Below are 15,676 nucleotides of genomic sequence, written 5' to 3' on the forward strand. Positions count from 1 at the left end.
GGCATCAGCGTCGCCCATTGTTTTTGCAGCGATTCCATCGTCGTGCCGATATTCCCCGGCCGCAGCTTGAAGGAAAAATAGCGGTAAACGGGAAATCCCTCCAGGTGCGTAAAGATGGCGGGCTGGATCGGCGCTCCCATCACATTGAAGTGAAAATCCTTCACGACGCCGCTGACCGTGAATACGTCCGTCGCATTGTACAATCGTACATGTTGACCGATGGCAAGCCCGGGCGAGGCAAACCCCAACCCCCTTACCGCCGTCTCATTCAACACCACCCGCAGCGTATCCTGTGGGCCATGCTCTCCCGGCCGGCTAAAGAAATTGCCCGCCACCAGCGGTATCTGGTAGGTGGCCGCATACTGTTCGTCAGATAAAAGAAGATCGCTGAACACTGCCCGCGCGCTGTCCGTGCCTTCCCGGTAGGTCCCGACACCGCCATAGCCCATCCCATTGGGGATCGAATAGCTCAGCGTGGCGGCCTTTACCACCGGCATCCGGGTGAACACATCCCGCATGGTTTCCATCTTGCGTACGCCGTCACGGGTCCAGTCGCGGGGAAGGGATGCCGAGACCACATATTCCTTATCGTATCCCAGCCGGTCGCTGAAGAAAAGCCTGATCTGCTGCGCGATGATGATCGCCCCGATAAAGACGACCGTAGCGGTACCGAACTGGAAACCCACCAACCCCTTGCGCATCCATATATTTTCCTTTATCGAACCGACCTTGCTCTTCAACGCATCGATCGAAGACAGGGAGGATAATAATACCGCGGGATATAAACCCGCCAGCCAGCCGGTTACCAGGGCGAACCCGGCAATAAAACTCCAGGCCGCGACAGGCAATGTCCACAACGAGGGGATCGCACCACCCAGCATCGCGGCAAATAAGGGCCGGGACAACTGGTAGATCCCCAACGCGATAATTGTGGAAGCCGACGCCAACAGGATCGATTCCGTCAGGAATTGCGCCCGCAGCTGGTGCCGCAGGCTGCCAAGCACCTTGCGGATACCAATCTCTTTCATTCGCGAACTGCTCCGGCTAACCGAAAGATTGATGAAATTGATGACGGCCATCGCCAGGATAAACAACGCCACCGAAGAAAGAGTGAAGAGCAACTTCCGAACCATCCCGTTATTCGCAGACAGGTAATAGTCGGTCAGCGCCGCCGGTACTACGGTCAGGTTCTGTTGGATGATCGGAGTCGTATGCAGTTTCAACAAATGCGCGATCGGCCCCTGCAACGCCTCCGGGTTCACCCCCTTTTGCAGTTCGATATAGCTGACGATGACGGTATTGTTCCAGTCCATATTCCGCCCGAAGTAAGCAAGATTGGAGGTAGGGATATAAACACCGTTGTCGTTGTTGTCGTTCAACCAGGTCACCGAATTTCGGCCGGGCTTTTTCATCACGCCCGTGATCCGGAAATTCTGCCGGCCCCCGTTGAAATTATCGATGACCAGGTTTTGACCCACCACGTCGGTCCGGCCGAAATACTTGATAGCTTTCTCATCCGTGATCACCACGGAGAAGGGATTATTCAGCGCCGTCGTCGCATCGCCCTGCAACAGGCTGAAGCCATACATAGTCAGCAGGGTGCTGTCCCCCACCTGTAACCCTTCCTTGAAATGCTTGTCCCCGTAGCTGACCGTGGAATTGATCCCGTCCCACCGGTAGAAATTCGCGACCAGCGAGGGATAATTATCCTTCAATGCTTTTGCCAACTGCCCGGAGGTAGTGATCGACGGCTGACCCGCCGGCGAATTCTTGAATTTGCTGGTCAGGAAATATTGCCGGTCGGCATTCTTCAGCTGGTGATTTACCCGGCTCTCCGACCAGCAGAAGGCCGCGATCAATAGGGTGAAGGAGATGCCGACCGATAGACCTACAATGTTAATGATAGCATGGAACCGGCTTCGGGCGATATTACGGACGGCCGTCTTGTAATAGTTGGCGAGCATCATGGGAGGTATAGTTTCCTCTCCGCCCGTAAAAGGATGCCAAATCTATAACATACGGATAACCAGCCAACAGCGCATTGCGCACGGGGTGCACCTGTTCATTTTTAGCCGAAAACTGTCCGCAATCGTTCAGCTTTCTTTCAGACTGCGGATCGGGTTGGCCATCGCCGCGGACACCGTCTGCCCCGCGATCAGCAGGACGATCACCAGCCCCAGTCCACCCGTTGCGATCAAAAAAGGCCAGCCGGTAATGGAGATCCGGGTCACATACTCATCCAGCCAGCGTTGCATGATCCACCCCGCCACCGCCCCGCCCGCAAGCGCCGCGATCCCCAGCACCGACAGATACTCCCGGATAAAAAGCCGGATGATCCCCGGCACACTCGCGCCGACAACCTTGCGGATCCCGATCTCCCGCATCCGTAGCCGGACGCTGTTGGCGACAAGGCCGATGACTCCCAGCAGGACGATGACAATGGCCACCCCCGTCGCCGTGGACGCCGCCTTGCGCAGCCGAAGCTCGCCGGCATAAAGGCTCTGCAGGCTCTCGTCCATGAACCGGTATTCAAACGGCGCTCCCGGCATCAGCTTTGCCCATTCTTTCTCCAGCTGGCCCGGGGTGACGCCGGGGTCCAGCTTAAAGGAAAGAAACCGGTAGATATTCATCTGCTTCACCGGACAGATCACCGCCGGCTGGATGGCGTTCCCCATCCCATCGAAGTAAAAATCCTTTACCACCCCGCTGATCACCTGTGCATCGCTGCGCGGACTGTATAATCGCAGCCGCTGTCCCACGGCCTGCCGCGGATCGCGCCACCCAAAGGCCCGCGCCGCCGTTTCGTTGATGACCAGCCGCACCGAATCTCCCGCATCGGTCTCTCCGGCCGCATGAAAGTAGACGCCCGCCGCCAGCGGGATCTCGTAGGTCGAAGCATAGTGAGCATCCGTCACCAGGGCCTGCGCCACCACCCCATGGCTGGAATCGGCCCCATCCCGGTAAGCGCTGAGGCCGCCGCTGTTCATCCCGTCGGGGATCTCAAAAGACAGACTCACCTCCCTGACCCCACGCATCCGCGAGAAGACATTCCGGATCGTCTCCATATGCCGAACTCCTGCCGGCGACCAGTCCCTGGGCAGCTGCGAGGACAGAATATAATCTTTGTTATAACCAAGGCGGTCGCTGAAGAAAAGGCGGATCTGCTGCGACACGATGATCGCCCCGACAAAGACGACGATCGCCGTACCCAGCTGAAAGCCGATCAGCCCCTTCCGGAAAAGCCGGTTCTCTTTTACCTTCCCCGCCTTCCCTTTCAACGCCTCCATAGAGGAGAGGGAAGCAAGCCGCAATGCGGGATAGAATCCGGTCAACAAACCCGTCATTCCCGTAAACAATACGATACCGCCCCATACCGATATCGGCAGCGTCCACAGGGACGGCAGCTCCCTGCCCAGGATCGGGGCAAACAGGGGTGACAGTAAGGGGTAGCCGAGGATCGCCAGCGTTGTGGCAGCCAGCGTCAGCAGCATCGACTCCGCCAGGAACTGCAGCCGCAACTGTCCCCGCAGCCCGCCCAACACCTTGCGGATCCCGATCTCTTTCATCCGCAAAGTCGCGCGGCTGATGGCCAGGTTGACAAAATTGATGACGGCCATCCCCAGGATGAACACGGCGATGAACATCAGGATCGTCACCATCTTCTGCACCGCACCGCCGTCGCTCCGGCGATAGTAGGTACTCAGCAGTTGGGGCACCACCCGCAAATTGGCCGCTATCGTGGGTGAGGCGTTGGCCCGGACCAGTTGTTCGATCGGCCCTTTCAGCGCCGCCACGCCGACACCCGGCTGCAACTCGATATAACCCGCGATATGCGGATTGCTCCATTCCATATTCCGGCCAAACCAGGGCAGATTGGCGGTGGAGATAAAGATGCCGTTGTCATTGGCGGCATTCAACCGGGTAACCGAATTTCGCGGCGGGTCGGCCATCACCCCCGTCACCCGGAAATCCCGCTTTCCCCCGCTGAAATTATCGATGGTGAGGACACGGCCCACGGCCTCTTTCGTTCCAAAAAATTTTATCGCTTTCTCCGCCGTGATCACGACGCTCCCCGGATCGGTCAATGCGGTGGCCTTATCGCCCTGCAAAAGGGAAAAGCCATACATGGGAAGAAGGGTGCTGTCGCCGATCTGCAATCCCTCGCGGAAATGTTTATCGTTGGCCGAGACAACGGCCCATACGCCGTCAAACCGGTAAAAGTCGGCTACCAGCTGCGGGTAGTTCTCCCGCAAAGCCCGTGGCAACGCGCCCAGAGTGGCCAGAGGATAACCCATATTGGGGTCTTTCCAGTCACTGGACAGGATATACTGCCGGCCGGCTGCGCGCAGTTGCTTGTTCACCCGTAATTCGCTGAAGCAAAAGATCCCGATCACCAGGGTAAAGGCGATGCCCAGGGCAAGGCCCGCGACGTTGAGCGCCGCGTAAAAAGGACTGCGGGCGATGCTGCGCACCGCGGTCTTGTAGTAATTGGAAAGCATGGCTAAATATAGAAAAAAGCTACCAACCTGTAAGCCGGATCCTGTTCCGTGGGACTTGCGCCGCCACGGCGGTCATCATTTATCTGGCCCCTGCATTACTACAGGGGTCTAGCTGCCTACCCTCCGGCGCAGCTCCCTTTCGGGAGCATCGGGCGAGCCGCCCTCAGTCGCCGGTATACGTGGCATTTCAGCATGCAAGGTTTACCCGCCCCGACGGTTACCCGCCGGCGCCGTGGGCTCTTACCCCACGTTTTCATCCTCACCCAGCTTCGGACCGGCAGTCTGTCCCGCCTCGCGGCGACCCAAACCCTCAAGCCCGAAGCTGGGCAGTTATTTTCTGTGGCACTCTCTGTGAACGCTTGCGCGCTCCCCGGCTGTTAACCGGTGCATTGCCCTTTGCTGTCCGGACTTTCCTCCCCCCGCAAAGCGGAGAGCGATGACCCGGTTGGTAGCATCGGTAAAGATAAAAAAACCGCGGCATCAGGCAACGATTTGGTCCGAAAAAGGGTCAATTGCCCGAACGACCTTGATATGAAAAAACAGCCCCTTTACGTCCTGGCCCTCCTCGCTATCCTGCAAACGACGCAGGTAAGGGCACAAACCCAAACCCAGCTCCCGGAAGCCCAAACGCAACCCGCGGCAGCCGCAAGGCAACCCGCCTTTCATCGCTGGTCCGTCAGCCTCCAGGCCGGCCCGTCCCTTCCGGTGGGTAAGTTCGCCTCCGGGAACCCGACATCCGACGAAGCCGGTCATGCCCATGTAGGCGTCGGCGCCGAACTGGCACTCACCCGGTGGTTCAACCGCAGGGTTGGCCTGACGTTCGCCGCCGCCGGCCAGCAGAATGCCATCGGCGCCGTTACCCCCCCGCCTAATCCCGTGACAGGCACCGTATTTACACGCAACGATCCCTGGAAGGTCGGCCGCCTGCTTGCCGGTGCCACCCTCGATCTGCCTTTGTCTTCTCCCCGCCTTTCCCTTGTCGTCAGGGCCCTCGCCGGCGTGATAAAAACCACCTCTCCCGCCAATACCCTTCGGCTCTATGTCTCAGGCAATCCGCTCGACGTAAAGATCGCCGCCGTTCCTTTTTCCTGGGCGTTTGCCTACGAAGCCGGGGCTTCGCTCAAATGGCAATCCCCCGGCAGGCTGTTCCTGCTGGCCGATGCCGCATATGGCGGCGCAAAACCAAACTTCTATAAGGAGTACCCCATCATGGTGGACCCGGTCACCCGGTCCGTGATCACCGTACAGCATAAACAACCCATCGGCGCCATGCAGATAAGCGCGGGCGCCGGAATATCCTTTTAACCTTCGATCATGAAAAAAATACTTCTTCCCGCCCTCTTCTTCAGCGCCGTGATGCAACTGTCCGCGCAGACCAAACAACCACCCGTACCCGATGACGCGCCAAAATGGAGCATCGGTCTCGTCAGCGGTGTCGCTATTCCGATCGGCCCCTTTGCCAGGGTGGAGACACCTACGGGGCATTTCGATACACACCCCGGGCCGGCGGCAGAGCTAAGCCTGGCCTACCGGGTCGCGCCTTCGTTCAGTTTTGTGCTGGCTGCGGCCGAACAATACAACCAGGGCGGCGGTATCTCCTATTTCACGGAATCGGTTGGCTTTAGCCTCCCTTCCCGGGTATACAACGATCATAATTGGAAAATGACCCGCCTGCTGGGTGGTGGAGAATGGACGGTGCCGCTGCGGAAGACCGGCCGACTCTCCTTACTCTTCCGGGGCCTGCTGGGCGCCCAGAAAACAAAGGCAGCAGATACCTATGAACGGCTTCGTTATCCCCTGGCAAATCCCAGTCCCCTCGGCGGATACTATGTGGTCTCCTATCCCGGGCCTTCCTTCCCCTGGACCTTTGCTTATGAGGCCGACGCCGGGATACAGTGGAAAATGGGAAAACACCTGGCGCTGACCGTCAATACGGGCCTCGGCGGAGCCGCCCCGGCGAAAACGATTACCTATCTGTTTGGCGATATGCTCATACCCGAACGATCGGCCTTCCCCACAACGACCGTACACATCAATGCAGGGCTCACCTACTTCTTCCCGTATTCGAAGAAGATCTCCGTCGCCCCATAACCATAGCGGGGATCATAGCGGTTGACAAAGGATTTGACATTGCGTTTGGTCCGCAGCTCCTCATGGATATCGTCCCGCAGCTTCCCCGTCCCCACCCCGTGGATGACGATCATCGAAGGAAGATGATGCGCCACGGCCAGATCGAAATATTTCTCGAAGGTTTGTAACTGCAGGGTCAGGATCTCGAAGGCATCGAGCGAACCGGGCTTGTCGGTCAGCTTCTCGGCATGCAGATCGAGCTCCGATCGCGCCGGCTCCAGATGCTGCCGCGCCCGCGAAGCTTCGTAGATCCGGAAACCCGAACCCGACAGGACACCCCGTGGATCCACCGTCTCTTCCGGCTCGCGGAATGGAAAGCTGTCGAACAGCTTAAAAGAGAATGTCGCCTCCCCCTTCTTCCGGATCTCCTCGATCCGGCTGAAGACCTGCCTGGCCCGCAGCTTGAGCGTGGTCTCGAAATGTTCGGCCCGTGTCTTGTCCGGTTTCAGCAGCGTATACTCACACTCGAAGACGGGGTTGTCGTTCAGATTGGCAAAAGGGATATCGTGCAGGTAAAAATCCTGCATGGCGTCGATCCGGTTGTCCAGGTCGAAATCGCTCTTCCCGAAATAATTCAGATGATAGGAGAAGCCATACCCCACCGACGTGTTGTTCACCAGGTAGATCTTCAGGCTTTCCACCACTTCGTCGCCAAACTCGTCGGAGTCGAACACCGGCAGAAAGGTCAGCCATACCCCGTCGGCCAGGAGTGCGATCCGCTCTTTTTTCTTACCGGGCGCGGGCTTTTCCGGCGGCAGCTGGTCGATGTATTTTTTGGGCTTCTTCTCGGGCGGGAAGAGCTTCTTCTCCGTAAATCGCTTGAAATATGGGAAATCCAGCTGATCGGTATAGGCCGGGAACCGCACCCCGCGCACGTCGACCAGCACCATCTTGTCGTTGATGATCTCTACCACTTCCCCCTCATCATTGGAATGTTGAATGACGACCTTGTCGCCTACCTCGAACTTCATGGCACAAAACTACAACATTTTGTCGCGTGATAGCTGACTCTTGCGGCGTCCGTATGAGAAGTAAACGAGCAACCCGATCCCCATCCACACAAAGAACCATTTCCAGGCGATGGCGGGTATCTCGATCAGCAAATAGGCGCAAAACAGCACCCCCAGTACAGGGATGACCGAATATTTCCGGATGATGGTGGCGATCGTAAAACAAGTCGCCAGCAGCGAGAAGACCAGGAACAGCAGTTCCTGCAATCCGTCCGACCGCAGGTTGGTCAGATCACCCGCCAACCGGTCTTTGAACAGGAGAATAAAGGCCAGATACACCGCCGGAACGATATACCGACCGCTGACATACGGCAGCCGGAAACCCTTGCCGCCGGTCTTCTCAGTCCGCGGCAGCACCAGCACCCCCCAGGAGACCAGAACAAACGCAAAAAGCGTCCCGATACTCGTCAGCGACTGCATCAACTCCGTTCCCATAAACAGCGAGGGCACCGCGACGATGATCCCCGTGATGATGGTGGAAAACCAGGGGGTATGATACTTCTTATGGATCTTGCCGAAAGCCTTTGGCAGCAACCCGTCCCGGCTCATGCTCATCCAGATGCGCGGCTGTCCCAGCTGGAACACCAGCAACACACTCGTCGTGGCCACCACGGCGCTCGCGGAGATAAAATACCCGATCCAGCGTTGATTGACCCGGTTGAAGACAAACGCCAGCGGATCGGTCACCATCAGTTCCTTATAGTTGACCATTCCCGTCAGCACAAGTGCGATAAGAATATATAGGATCGTACAGATGATCAGCGAATAGATCATTCCCTTGGGCAGGTCCCTTTGCGCATCCCGGCATTCTTCGGCCGTCGTCGAGATGGCGTCGAATCCGATATACGCATAGAACACCGCCGACACGCCTTTCAACACCCCCGAGAATCCGTTGGGGAGGAAGGGCGTCCAGTTCGCCGTTTTCACAAAGAAGAATCCCAGCACGATCACCAGGATCACGACCCCGATCTTGAAGACCACCATCATATTGGTCGTCTTCTTGCTTTCCCGGATACCGATATACGTGATCCAGGAGATGATACATACGATGAAAAAGGCCGGGATATTCAGAAAGACATGCAATCCGCCGATAAGGGGTGCACTGTTCCAGGTGCTGATGGCCGCCTTTGCTGCCTCGCCCAGCACTCCGCCCTGGGTAAGCGTGGCCTGCGCCGACTCGAAGGCCGTCTTCGCCGTACCGGGGTCCATCAGCAGCCAGCCCGGAAGATGAATACCGAAACCCAGCAGCAGGTTATTAAAGTAACCGCTCCACGCGATGGCCACCACGATATTCCCGATGGCATATTCCAGGATCAACGCCCAGCCGATGATCCAGGCGATGACCTCGCCGAATGCGACATAGGCATAGGTATAAGCGCTGCCGGCGATGGGTACCCGGCTGGCAAACTCGGCGTAGCAAAGCGCCGAGAACCCGCAGGTCACCGCCGTCAGTACAAAAAGAATGGAAATACCGGGGCCGCCGTTATAGGCCGCCGTCCCGATCGTCGAGAAGATACCCGCACCCACCACCGCCGCAATCCCCATAAAGGTCAGATCGCGAACGGTCAAAACCTTGGTCAGGCTGCCGCCGCCGTGCCCGTCCGAATGCCCTTCTGCCGAATCCCTTACAATTCTGTCAAGCGATTTCTTACGGAAAAGCGAGTTGGCCATCTACGTGAGTTTTAGGATTTTAACAGAGATCATCCGATAATTTGAATAAGGGGTCAAATTAGGCAATTTTAATGATCCCTCGTCAATAACAAATCCACCAGTTGCTGCAGCGGTTGCTTGCGCTTTGACAGCACAGCAATGGCTTCCAGACTGCGATAGGCCTCCTGCCGATAATGCTCCTTCAGCTCACGCACCCAGCTGTCCACGCCACAGGCCTGATAGATGCGCAGCATCCCCGCCACCTTTTCCTCCGGCGGCGCCTGCTCCAGTTGTTTTATCTCGCGGCGCTGCGTCTCGCTGGCCACCTCGAGGGTCTTGATCAATAAAAAGGTCTTCTTACCGGCGACGATATCCCCACCCACCTGCTTCCCAAACTTCGACGCATCGCCATAACAGTCGAGATAGTCGTCCTGGATCTGGAACGCCAGCCCCAGGTTCTTGCCAAACTGATAAATGATCTGCTGGTTACCCAGTCCCGCGCCCCCCAGGATGGACCCGATCTGCAGACTGGCCGCCAGTAAGACCGAGGTCTTCAATTCAATCATCTGCAGGTATTCCTCCATCGTCACCTGCTCGCGCCCCTCGAAATCCATATCCAGCTGCTGGCCTTCGCAGACCTTGACCGCCGTTTGATTATAGAGTTGGAGGATGCGCCGGATATGCGGCGACTGGATGCGGCTGATATAGTCATAACCCACCACCAGCATGACATCCCCGCTGAGGATCGCCGTGGCGGAGCCATATTTGGCGTGGACCGTCGCCATCCCGCGCCGCAGCGGCGCCCGGTCCATAATGTCGTCGTGGATCAGCGTAAAATTGTGAAACAGCTCGAGCGCAATGGCCAGCAGCCAGGCATCGTCCTCGATCGGCCCGAACAGCTCGTTTCCCATCAGACAAAGCACGGGGCGTATCCGCTTCCCGCCAAGCCCGAGAAAATAGGCGGCGGGATCGTAAAGACTGGCGGGATGGTCGGGAAAATGCCGGTCGGCAAACCGGGTGGCAAAGGCCGCGGACAGTTCTTCAAAGCTGTGCATAGTCGAGTAGGATAGTATCTGATGTTTCGCGAATGTACGCCCTATTTCCTTTTCTTTTGACCACCCTTCCCCGCCTGTTTTCCACGGGCTCCCCCCTGTTTTTTATGCGAGGACTTCCGTTTGCCCGGCTGTTCATCCTCCACCGGCCCGGCTACCGGGTCCAGCTCGATCCGGACGGCATTCTTCTCCGCGGCCGTGATCACCCACTCATAATCCAGCTGGCGCTTGCTGAGGTTGGCCGAGATGACCTTGATCGTCACCTTATCGCCCATCCGAAACCGCCGGCCGCTGCGCCGGCCCACCAGCGCATAGTCGCTTTCAATATGCCGGAAATCATCATACTCCATCAGGCTGTTCAGGCTCACCAATCCCTCGCACTTATGCTCCACCGTTTCCACCCAGAACCCAAAGGACGCCACCCCACTGATCACCCCCTCGAATTCGTCCCCCAGGAAACCCTGCATATATTCCACCTGCTTGTATTTGTTGGCCGCCCGCTCACTCTCCATCGCGGCCCGCTCCCGCTCGCTGGACTGTTTGCATTTGGCCTCCATCTTCTTGTCAATCTCTATTTTTCCATCCAATATCTCTTGCAATACCCTGTGAACCATTACGTCAGGATATCTTCGAATCGGGGAAGTGAAGTGACAGTAGTGCTCGAATCCCAGGCCATAGTGCCCGATATTCTCGGTCGTATAGATCGCCTTGGCCATCGTCCGGATCCCCAGCTGCTCGAGTACATGCTGCTCCGGCCGGCCCTTTACATCCTGTAACATATCGTTGAAAGACTTCGCGATCGCCTGGGGTGTGGACAGGTCGAAGACATGCCCGTATTTTTTCGCAAATTCGATAAAAGGCGTCAGTTTCTCCTTATCCGGGGTGTCGTGCACCCGGTATGGGAAGGGAATGGGCTTTTTGTTGACCTTGATCTTGCCCACGTATTCCGCGACCGCCCGGTTGGCCAGGAGCATAAACTCCTCCACCAGCTGATGCGATTCCTTGCTCTCCTTGACCATGATGCCTATCGGCTTGCCTTTTTCATCCAGTTTGAACCGGACTTCGGTAGACGAGAAATTGATCGCTCCTTTCTTGAAGCGTCCTTTTCGCAGCCGTTGGGCGATGTCGTTCAGCAGTTCGAGCTCCGGCTGATGCAGCCCCGTCTTCTGCTCGATGATCTCCTGCACCTCCTCATAGGTGAACCGGTGATCGGAATGGATGACCGTCCGCCCCAGCCACGAACTCTTCACCTTTCCATCGGGCAGCATCCGGAAGATGGCGGAGAAGGTCAGTTTATCCTCATGGGGCCGCAGCGAGCACAGCTCGTTGGAGATGCGTTCCGGCAGCATGGGATTCACCCGGTCGGGCAGATAAACGGAGGTAGCCCGGGTATAGGCTTCCTTGTCCAGCGCCGTTTCCGGCTCCACATAATAGCTGACATCGGCGATATGTATCCCGATCTCCAATTCGCCTTTATCCACCCGGCGCAGCGAAATGGCATCGTCAAAATCCTTTGCATCCACGGGGTCGATGGTAAACGTCAGGGTGTCGCGCATGTCGCGGCGCTTCGCGATCTCGGCCGCGGGGATCAGATCGGGCAGCCGCCCGGAGTCCTCGAGCACATTCTCGGGGAAAAAGATGGGAAAACCGTTCTCCAGCAGGATATCCTTCATGGCCAGGTCGTTCTCATCGCTCTTGTCCATCACCTGGATCACCTCGCCCTGCGGTTTCTTGTTCTTCTCCCATTCGGTGATCCGGACGATCACCTTATCGCTGTTGACCGCCCCATTCAGCTTGGCCAGCGGCACATAGATATCGGGCATCGGTTTATCGCTTTCGGCGATAAAAAAGGCAAAAGAGGCGCTGATCTCGATCCGGCCAAGAAACTCGAGTTGTTTCCGATCCACCACATCGACCACCTCGCCCTGCGACCGGCCGTTCCGGCCACCGGCATTGACGATCCGTACCCGCACGGTGTCGCCATGCAGGGCCGTATTAAAATCCCCGGGGCGCACCAGGATATCCTGGTCCCGGCCCTCTACCAGCACAAAACCCATTCCGCTCCGCGTGACATCCAGCCGTCCCTTTAACAGATTGGCGGCGTCGGCCGGAGCCTTCTTCTTGTCCTTATGTTTCTTCTTGTTTTTCATTTGAATTCATTGATAAATTGTAAAATCACATCGGCAAACCGGTCTTCTTCCCCAAACAAAAATTTCGGGGCGATCGGCAGCACGTAAAAAGGCCATCCTTCCAGTTCCTGTCTGAATTTGATCAGCCTCACCGCATCCTTCTCGGTCGTCAGGATCAGCTTCTTCTCCGCGGCGATCCCGCTGAACCGCCGGATGATCGTCTGCAGATCGTCGATCGTGAAGATATGATGATCGCCATAGGCCAGCTCATAATAGGTACGCGAATGTTCGTTCAGCCATCGTTTCAGCGGTGCGGGGTTGGCGATACCCGTCACCAGCAGCACCTCCACCTCCTCGTCGATGATCCCCGTTGTCTGCCGCGTGATATGATAGGGGGTACCGTGGTTGATCGCCGAAAAATACAGCTGCTGGTGCGGCTGGGGGGCGATCTCTATTGCAATGGCCCGGCGCTGGTCGTCGGTCAGATCGTCCGGGCATTTGGTGACGATGACGACATCGGCCCGGCGATAGCTGGAAGGCGCGTCCCGCAGGTCCCCGCTCGGCAGCCACCAGTCCCGGGTAAAGAGATTGGAACAATCGGTCAGCAGCACATTCAGCCCGGCCTTCACCGCCCGGTGTTGAAAGGCATCGTCCAGGATGATCGCCCGCGTCGCCGGCCGGTCGTGCAGCAACTGCGGGATCGCCACGATCCGCTCCTCGCCCACCGCCACCGCCACATCCGGGAATTTGCTGTGGAATTGCATCGGCTCGTCCCCAATGTCCAGCGCCGTCGTCGAGTTTCCGGCCAGCGCATACCCTCTCGTCTTTCGCTTATACCCCCTGCTTAGCACCGCAATGGCATACCGGTCCTTCAACAGCCGGATCAGCAGCTCAACCATCGGCGACTTTCCCGTGCCGCCGGCAGCCAGGTTGCCGATACAGATCACGGGCAGGTTAAAGGAAGTGGAAGCGAGGATCTTTTTATCAAAACACCAGTTACGGACAATGACGATGGAAGCGTAGATCAGGGAAAAGGGAAATAAAAGAATACGTATTGGCCTTAACAATGGGAAGTTGAAATTCATAACCGCACTAAAGATACGCTAAATTTACGAAGGCAGGCTCATTCCAGGCGCCTCAATACCGGCTGTAACGCCCTCGCCTGGCCCGCCACGAATTCCCGATCCGGCGACTCCCGGAAGGGCACCGATCCCAGCCGCGGGTAGCCGCTCCAGCGGACGATCTCCTCCTCATAGTCGCCATACTGGTCATTGAAGACCCATCCCGCCACCCGCAAGCCCCGCATCCGGCAGACCTCTGCGGTCAGCAGCGAATGATTGATGCTGCCCAGATAGTTGCGGCTCACCAGGATCACCGTCGCATCCAGGGCCAGCGCCAGATCGGCCATAAACTGCCCGTCGTTCAGCGGCACCAGCAATCCCCCCGCCCCTTCGACCACCAGCGGCCGCGGGGCCGGCAGCCGCGCAACGAGTTCCTCCACCCGGATCTGCAGCCCTTCCTTACGGGCGGCAATATGCGGCGAAGCAGGCAGCTGCAGCCGGTAGGCTTCGGGCAATACCCGTCCCGGCCCGCTCAGCCGCGCTCCCACCCATTCCGCATCCGTCCCCTCGTCAAAACCCGCCTGCACCGGTTTCCAATACCAGCCGCCGACGGCTTCCGTCACGATCGCCGAGACAAGCGTCTTGCCGACACCCGTGCCAATACCGGTTATAAAAAGAGGCTGCATCTCAGGATTTCCTATTCACGAAAATGGAGAAAATAGTCGTTCCATAACTCCGCTGCGTCACATACAGCGGATATCCTTCATAGTTATTGCGGGGAGTGTGCTCCAGGATAAACCATCCACCCACGTTCAGCAACCCACGGCTGACGACCAGCCTGGGCAGGTCATCGATCGTGTCCAGCGCATAGGGCGGACCGGCAAAGATGAGGTCAAAACGTTGGGGACACTGTGCGATAAACTTGAACACGTCCATCCGCACCACCTTATAAATCTCCTCCAGTCCCAGCTCCTTCGCCGTCTTTTCGATAAAGCCGACCATGACCGGATCCTTCTCCACCACCGTCAGGTCCTTTACCCCCCGGGAGGCCAGCTCATAGCTGATGCTGCCGGTCCCGCCAAAAAGGTCGAGGGTCCGCAGCTCCGCCAGATCCAGATTATTTTCCAGGATATTGAAAAGACCCTCCTTCGCAATATCGGTGGTCGGCCGCGTGTAGGGCATCTTCGCGGGAGGATTCACCCGCCGTCCGCCCAGGTATCCACCGATTACGCGCATACCGCCATTTTCAGAATGGAAGAGAAATAGTGCAGCGGCAGCTCCTTTAACTCATCCGTCACCTTGATGCTCTCGTCGATCTCTTCGAAATCGATTCGCAGGAAATATTTATGCAACTCGGTGCTCAACGAAGATTGCTTATCGATCAGCCCGCCCACCAACAGCCGCACAGACTCCTGGTCGATCCCCAGCTGATGACAGCAGTTGAGCAGATGATAAGCCACATCCTTGGTATCGTGGTACAAAAAGGTCTGCGCCAGATGAACCTTTCCCTCCCGGATCACCAGCGCCACCATCTTATCGGAATAGAAGATCACCTTGATACAATCCTGTTGCTCAGTGGAATCGAACATTTTGAAGCTTTTCAGCATCAGACTGTAGTAATGCCAGTATTTGCCGGCCGAGAAGGTCTGCTGCAACAGGTGATGCAATTCGAACGAGATCCGGTAGACATTGAACAGCTCCCACCAGGGGATCTTTTCCGTCAGGATCAGCCCCTTTTGCAGGTTGCCATGCAGGGTGTCGATGATCTGCCGGTTGGTGTCGGTCGTAAAAAGCGACTCCGGCACCAGGCTGCTTTCCGGGAAGTTATAGACCAGCAGCGTCTCTTTGACGGGTCGCTTGAGCAGGGTATCCCCATTCATGAGTTCCTGCAACGTATCGGTCAGCGGACTTTCCTTGCTGGGCTCCAGCTGAAAGTACTTGACCACCAGCGGACTCATATTGCGCTGGTTGAGCAAGACATATGTAAAAGCATTGGGTGTTACCTCCACAAGCAGGCGACACTGTAGCAGTTCTTCATCAGAGATATCCGAAACTTCGATCTGGAAGGCAGGTTTTATCATAATAATTTGCAAAAATCGGGTTTTTGAAAAACCTAACCCGTTTTTCGCAAACATCTAAAGTCTG

General features: G+C 57.1%; 12 protein-coding genes and 1 other RNA gene. 2 read left to right on the forward strand and 11 right to left on the reverse strand.

Translation table 11 applies throughout. From position 1 onward, the window contains the following. The 3 genes from VGM48_RS05990 to rnpB form a co-directional block, all read right to left on the reverse strand. The coding region (locus tag VGM48_RS05990; protein WP_331577044.1) for an ABC transporter permease at positions 1-1,967 on the reverse strand (1,967 nt) is incomplete at its 3' end. A 126-nt stretch (positions 1,968-2,093) separates the two neighbouring features. Beyond that, a complete protein-coding gene (locus tag VGM48_RS05995) occupies positions 2,094-4,499 on the reverse strand; it encodes an ABC transporter permease (protein WP_331577046.1) in 2,406 nt (801 codons plus the stop codon). A gap of 14 nt (positions 4,500-4,513) precedes the next feature. After that, positions 4,514-4,952: RNase P RNA component class A (rnpB, locus tag VGM48_RS06000), an RNA gene on the reverse strand. 78 nt (positions 4,953-5,030) lie between these two features. Here rnpB and VGM48_RS06005 point away from each other — a divergent pair. Together VGM48_RS06005 and VGM48_RS06010 are read left to right on the forward strand one after the other, a co-directional pair. After that, positions 5,031-5,804: a hypothetical protein gene (locus tag VGM48_RS06005; protein WP_331577048.1), complete on the forward strand. Its 774-nt coding sequence runs from the start codon at positions 5,031-5,033 to the stop codon at positions 5,802-5,804. Between the two features lie 9 nt (positions 5,805-5,813). Next, positions 5,814-6,590, forward strand: a complete 777-nt coding sequence (locus tag VGM48_RS06010; RefSeq protein ID WP_331577050.1) for a hypothetical protein — start codon at positions 5,814-5,816, stop codon at positions 6,588-6,590. Here VGM48_RS06010 and VGM48_RS06015 read toward each other — a convergent pair. The 8 genes from VGM48_RS06015 to VGM48_RS06050 all read right to left on the reverse strand — a co-directional run bounded on the left by VGM48_RS06015 (position 6,548) and on the right by VGM48_RS06050 (position 15,612). Next, the gene (locus VGM48_RS06015; protein WP_331577052.1) at positions 6,548-7,600 is read right to left on the reverse strand and encodes a Smr/MutS family protein; all 1,053 of its coding nucleotides are present in this window, start codon (positions 7,598-7,600) and stop codon (positions 6,548-6,550) included. The genes VGM48_RS06010 and VGM48_RS06015 overlap by 43 nt on opposite strands. A 9-nt stretch (positions 7,601-7,609) precedes the next feature. Continuing rightward, positions 7,610-9,310 carry an amino acid permease gene (locus VGM48_RS06020; RefSeq protein ID WP_331577054.1) on the reverse strand — a complete coding sequence of 567 codons (1,701 nt, stop codon included), beginning with the start codon at positions 9,308-9,310 and terminating at the stop codon, positions 7,610-7,612. A 68-nt stretch (positions 9,311-9,378) separates the two neighbouring features. Beyond that, the gene (locus VGM48_RS06025) at positions 9,379-10,344 is read right to left on the reverse strand and encodes a polyprenyl synthetase family protein (RefSeq protein ID WP_331577056.1); all 966 of its coding nucleotides are present in this window, start codon (positions 10,342-10,344) and stop codon (positions 9,379-9,381) included. A 41-nt stretch (positions 10,345-10,385) separates the two neighbouring features. Beyond that, positions 10,386-12,491, reverse strand: coding sequence for a ribonuclease R (rnr, locus tag VGM48_RS06030; protein ID WP_331577058.1), 2,106 nt, complete (start codon positions 12,489-12,491; stop codon positions 10,386-10,388). Beyond that, positions 12,488-13,555, reverse strand: coding sequence for a tetraacyldisaccharide 4'-kinase (lpxK, locus tag VGM48_RS06035; RefSeq protein ID WP_331577060.1), 1,068 nt, complete (start codon positions 13,553-13,555; stop codon positions 12,488-12,490). Before lpxK ends, rnr begins: the two co-directional genes overlap by 4 nt. A 38-nt stretch (positions 13,556-13,593) precedes the next feature. Beyond that, entirely contained in the window at positions 13,594-14,217 is a 624-nt protein-coding gene (gene bioD / locus VGM48_RS06040) for a dethiobiotin synthase (protein ID WP_331577062.1), read from the reverse strand. Position 14,218: 1 nt separating this feature from the next. Then, a complete protein-coding gene (locus tag VGM48_RS06045) occupies positions 14,219-14,767 on the reverse strand; it encodes an RsmD family RNA methyltransferase (protein WP_331577064.1) in 549 nt (182 codons plus the stop codon). Further along, positions 14,758-15,612 (reverse strand): DUF3822 family protein, encoded by an 855-nt coding sequence (locus VGM48_RS06050; RefSeq protein WP_331577066.1) that lies wholly within the window; start codon positions 15,610-15,612, stop codon positions 14,758-14,760. Before VGM48_RS06050 ends, VGM48_RS06045 begins: the two co-directional genes overlap by 10 nt. Positions 15,613-15,676 lie beyond the last annotated feature (64 nt).

Origin of the sequence: Puia sp. (genome assembly GCF_036500295.1) — a bacterium.
Lineage (GTDB): Bacteria > Bacteroidota > Bacteroidia > Chitinophagales > Chitinophagaceae > Puia.

What these genes read in the sequence shown, in the direction of transcription:
- VGM48_RS05995 (WP_331577046.1), bottom strand. Translation starts at nt 4,499, where the DNA reads ATGCTTTCCAATTACTACAAGACCGCGGTGCGCAGCATCGCCCGCAGT.
- VGM48_RS06005 (WP_331577048.1), top strand. Translation starts at nt 5,031, where the DNA reads ATGAAAAAACAGCCCCTTTACGTCCTGGCCCTCCTCGCTATCCTGCAA.
- VGM48_RS06010 (WP_331577050.1), top strand. Translation starts at nt 5,814, where the DNA reads ATGAAAAAAATACTTCTTCCCGCCCTCTTCTTCAGCGCCGTGATGCAA.
- VGM48_RS06015 (WP_331577052.1), bottom strand. Translation starts at nt 7,600, where the DNA reads ATGAAGTTCGAGGTAGGCGACAAGGTCGTCATTCAACATTCCAATGAT.
- VGM48_RS06020 (WP_331577054.1), bottom strand. Translation starts at nt 9,310, where the DNA reads ATGGCCAACTCGCTTTTCCGTAAGAAATCGCTTGACAGAATTGTAAGG.
- VGM48_RS06025 (WP_331577056.1), bottom strand. Translation starts at nt 10,344, where the DNA reads ATGCACAGCTTTGAAGAACTGTCCGCGGCCTTTGCCACCCGGTTTGCC.
- rnr (WP_331577058.1), bottom strand. Translation starts at nt 12,491, where the DNA reads ATGAAAAACAAGAAGAAACATAAGGACAAGAAGAAGGCTCCGGCCGAC.
- lpxK (WP_331577060.1), bottom strand. Translation starts at nt 13,555, where the DNA reads ATGAATTTCAACTTCCCATTGTTAAGGCCAATACGTATTCTTTTATTT.
- bioD (WP_331577062.1), bottom strand. Translation starts at nt 14,217, where the DNA reads ATGCAGCCTCTTTTTATAACCGGTATTGGCACGGGTGTCGGCAAGACG.
- VGM48_RS06045 (WP_331577064.1), bottom strand. Translation starts at nt 14,767, where the DNA reads ATGCGCGTAATCGGTGGATACCTGGGCGGACGGCGGGTGAATCCTCCC.
- VGM48_RS06050 (WP_331577066.1), bottom strand. Translation starts at nt 15,612, where the DNA reads ATGATAAAACCTGCCTTCCAGATCGAAGTTTCGGATATCTCTGATGAA.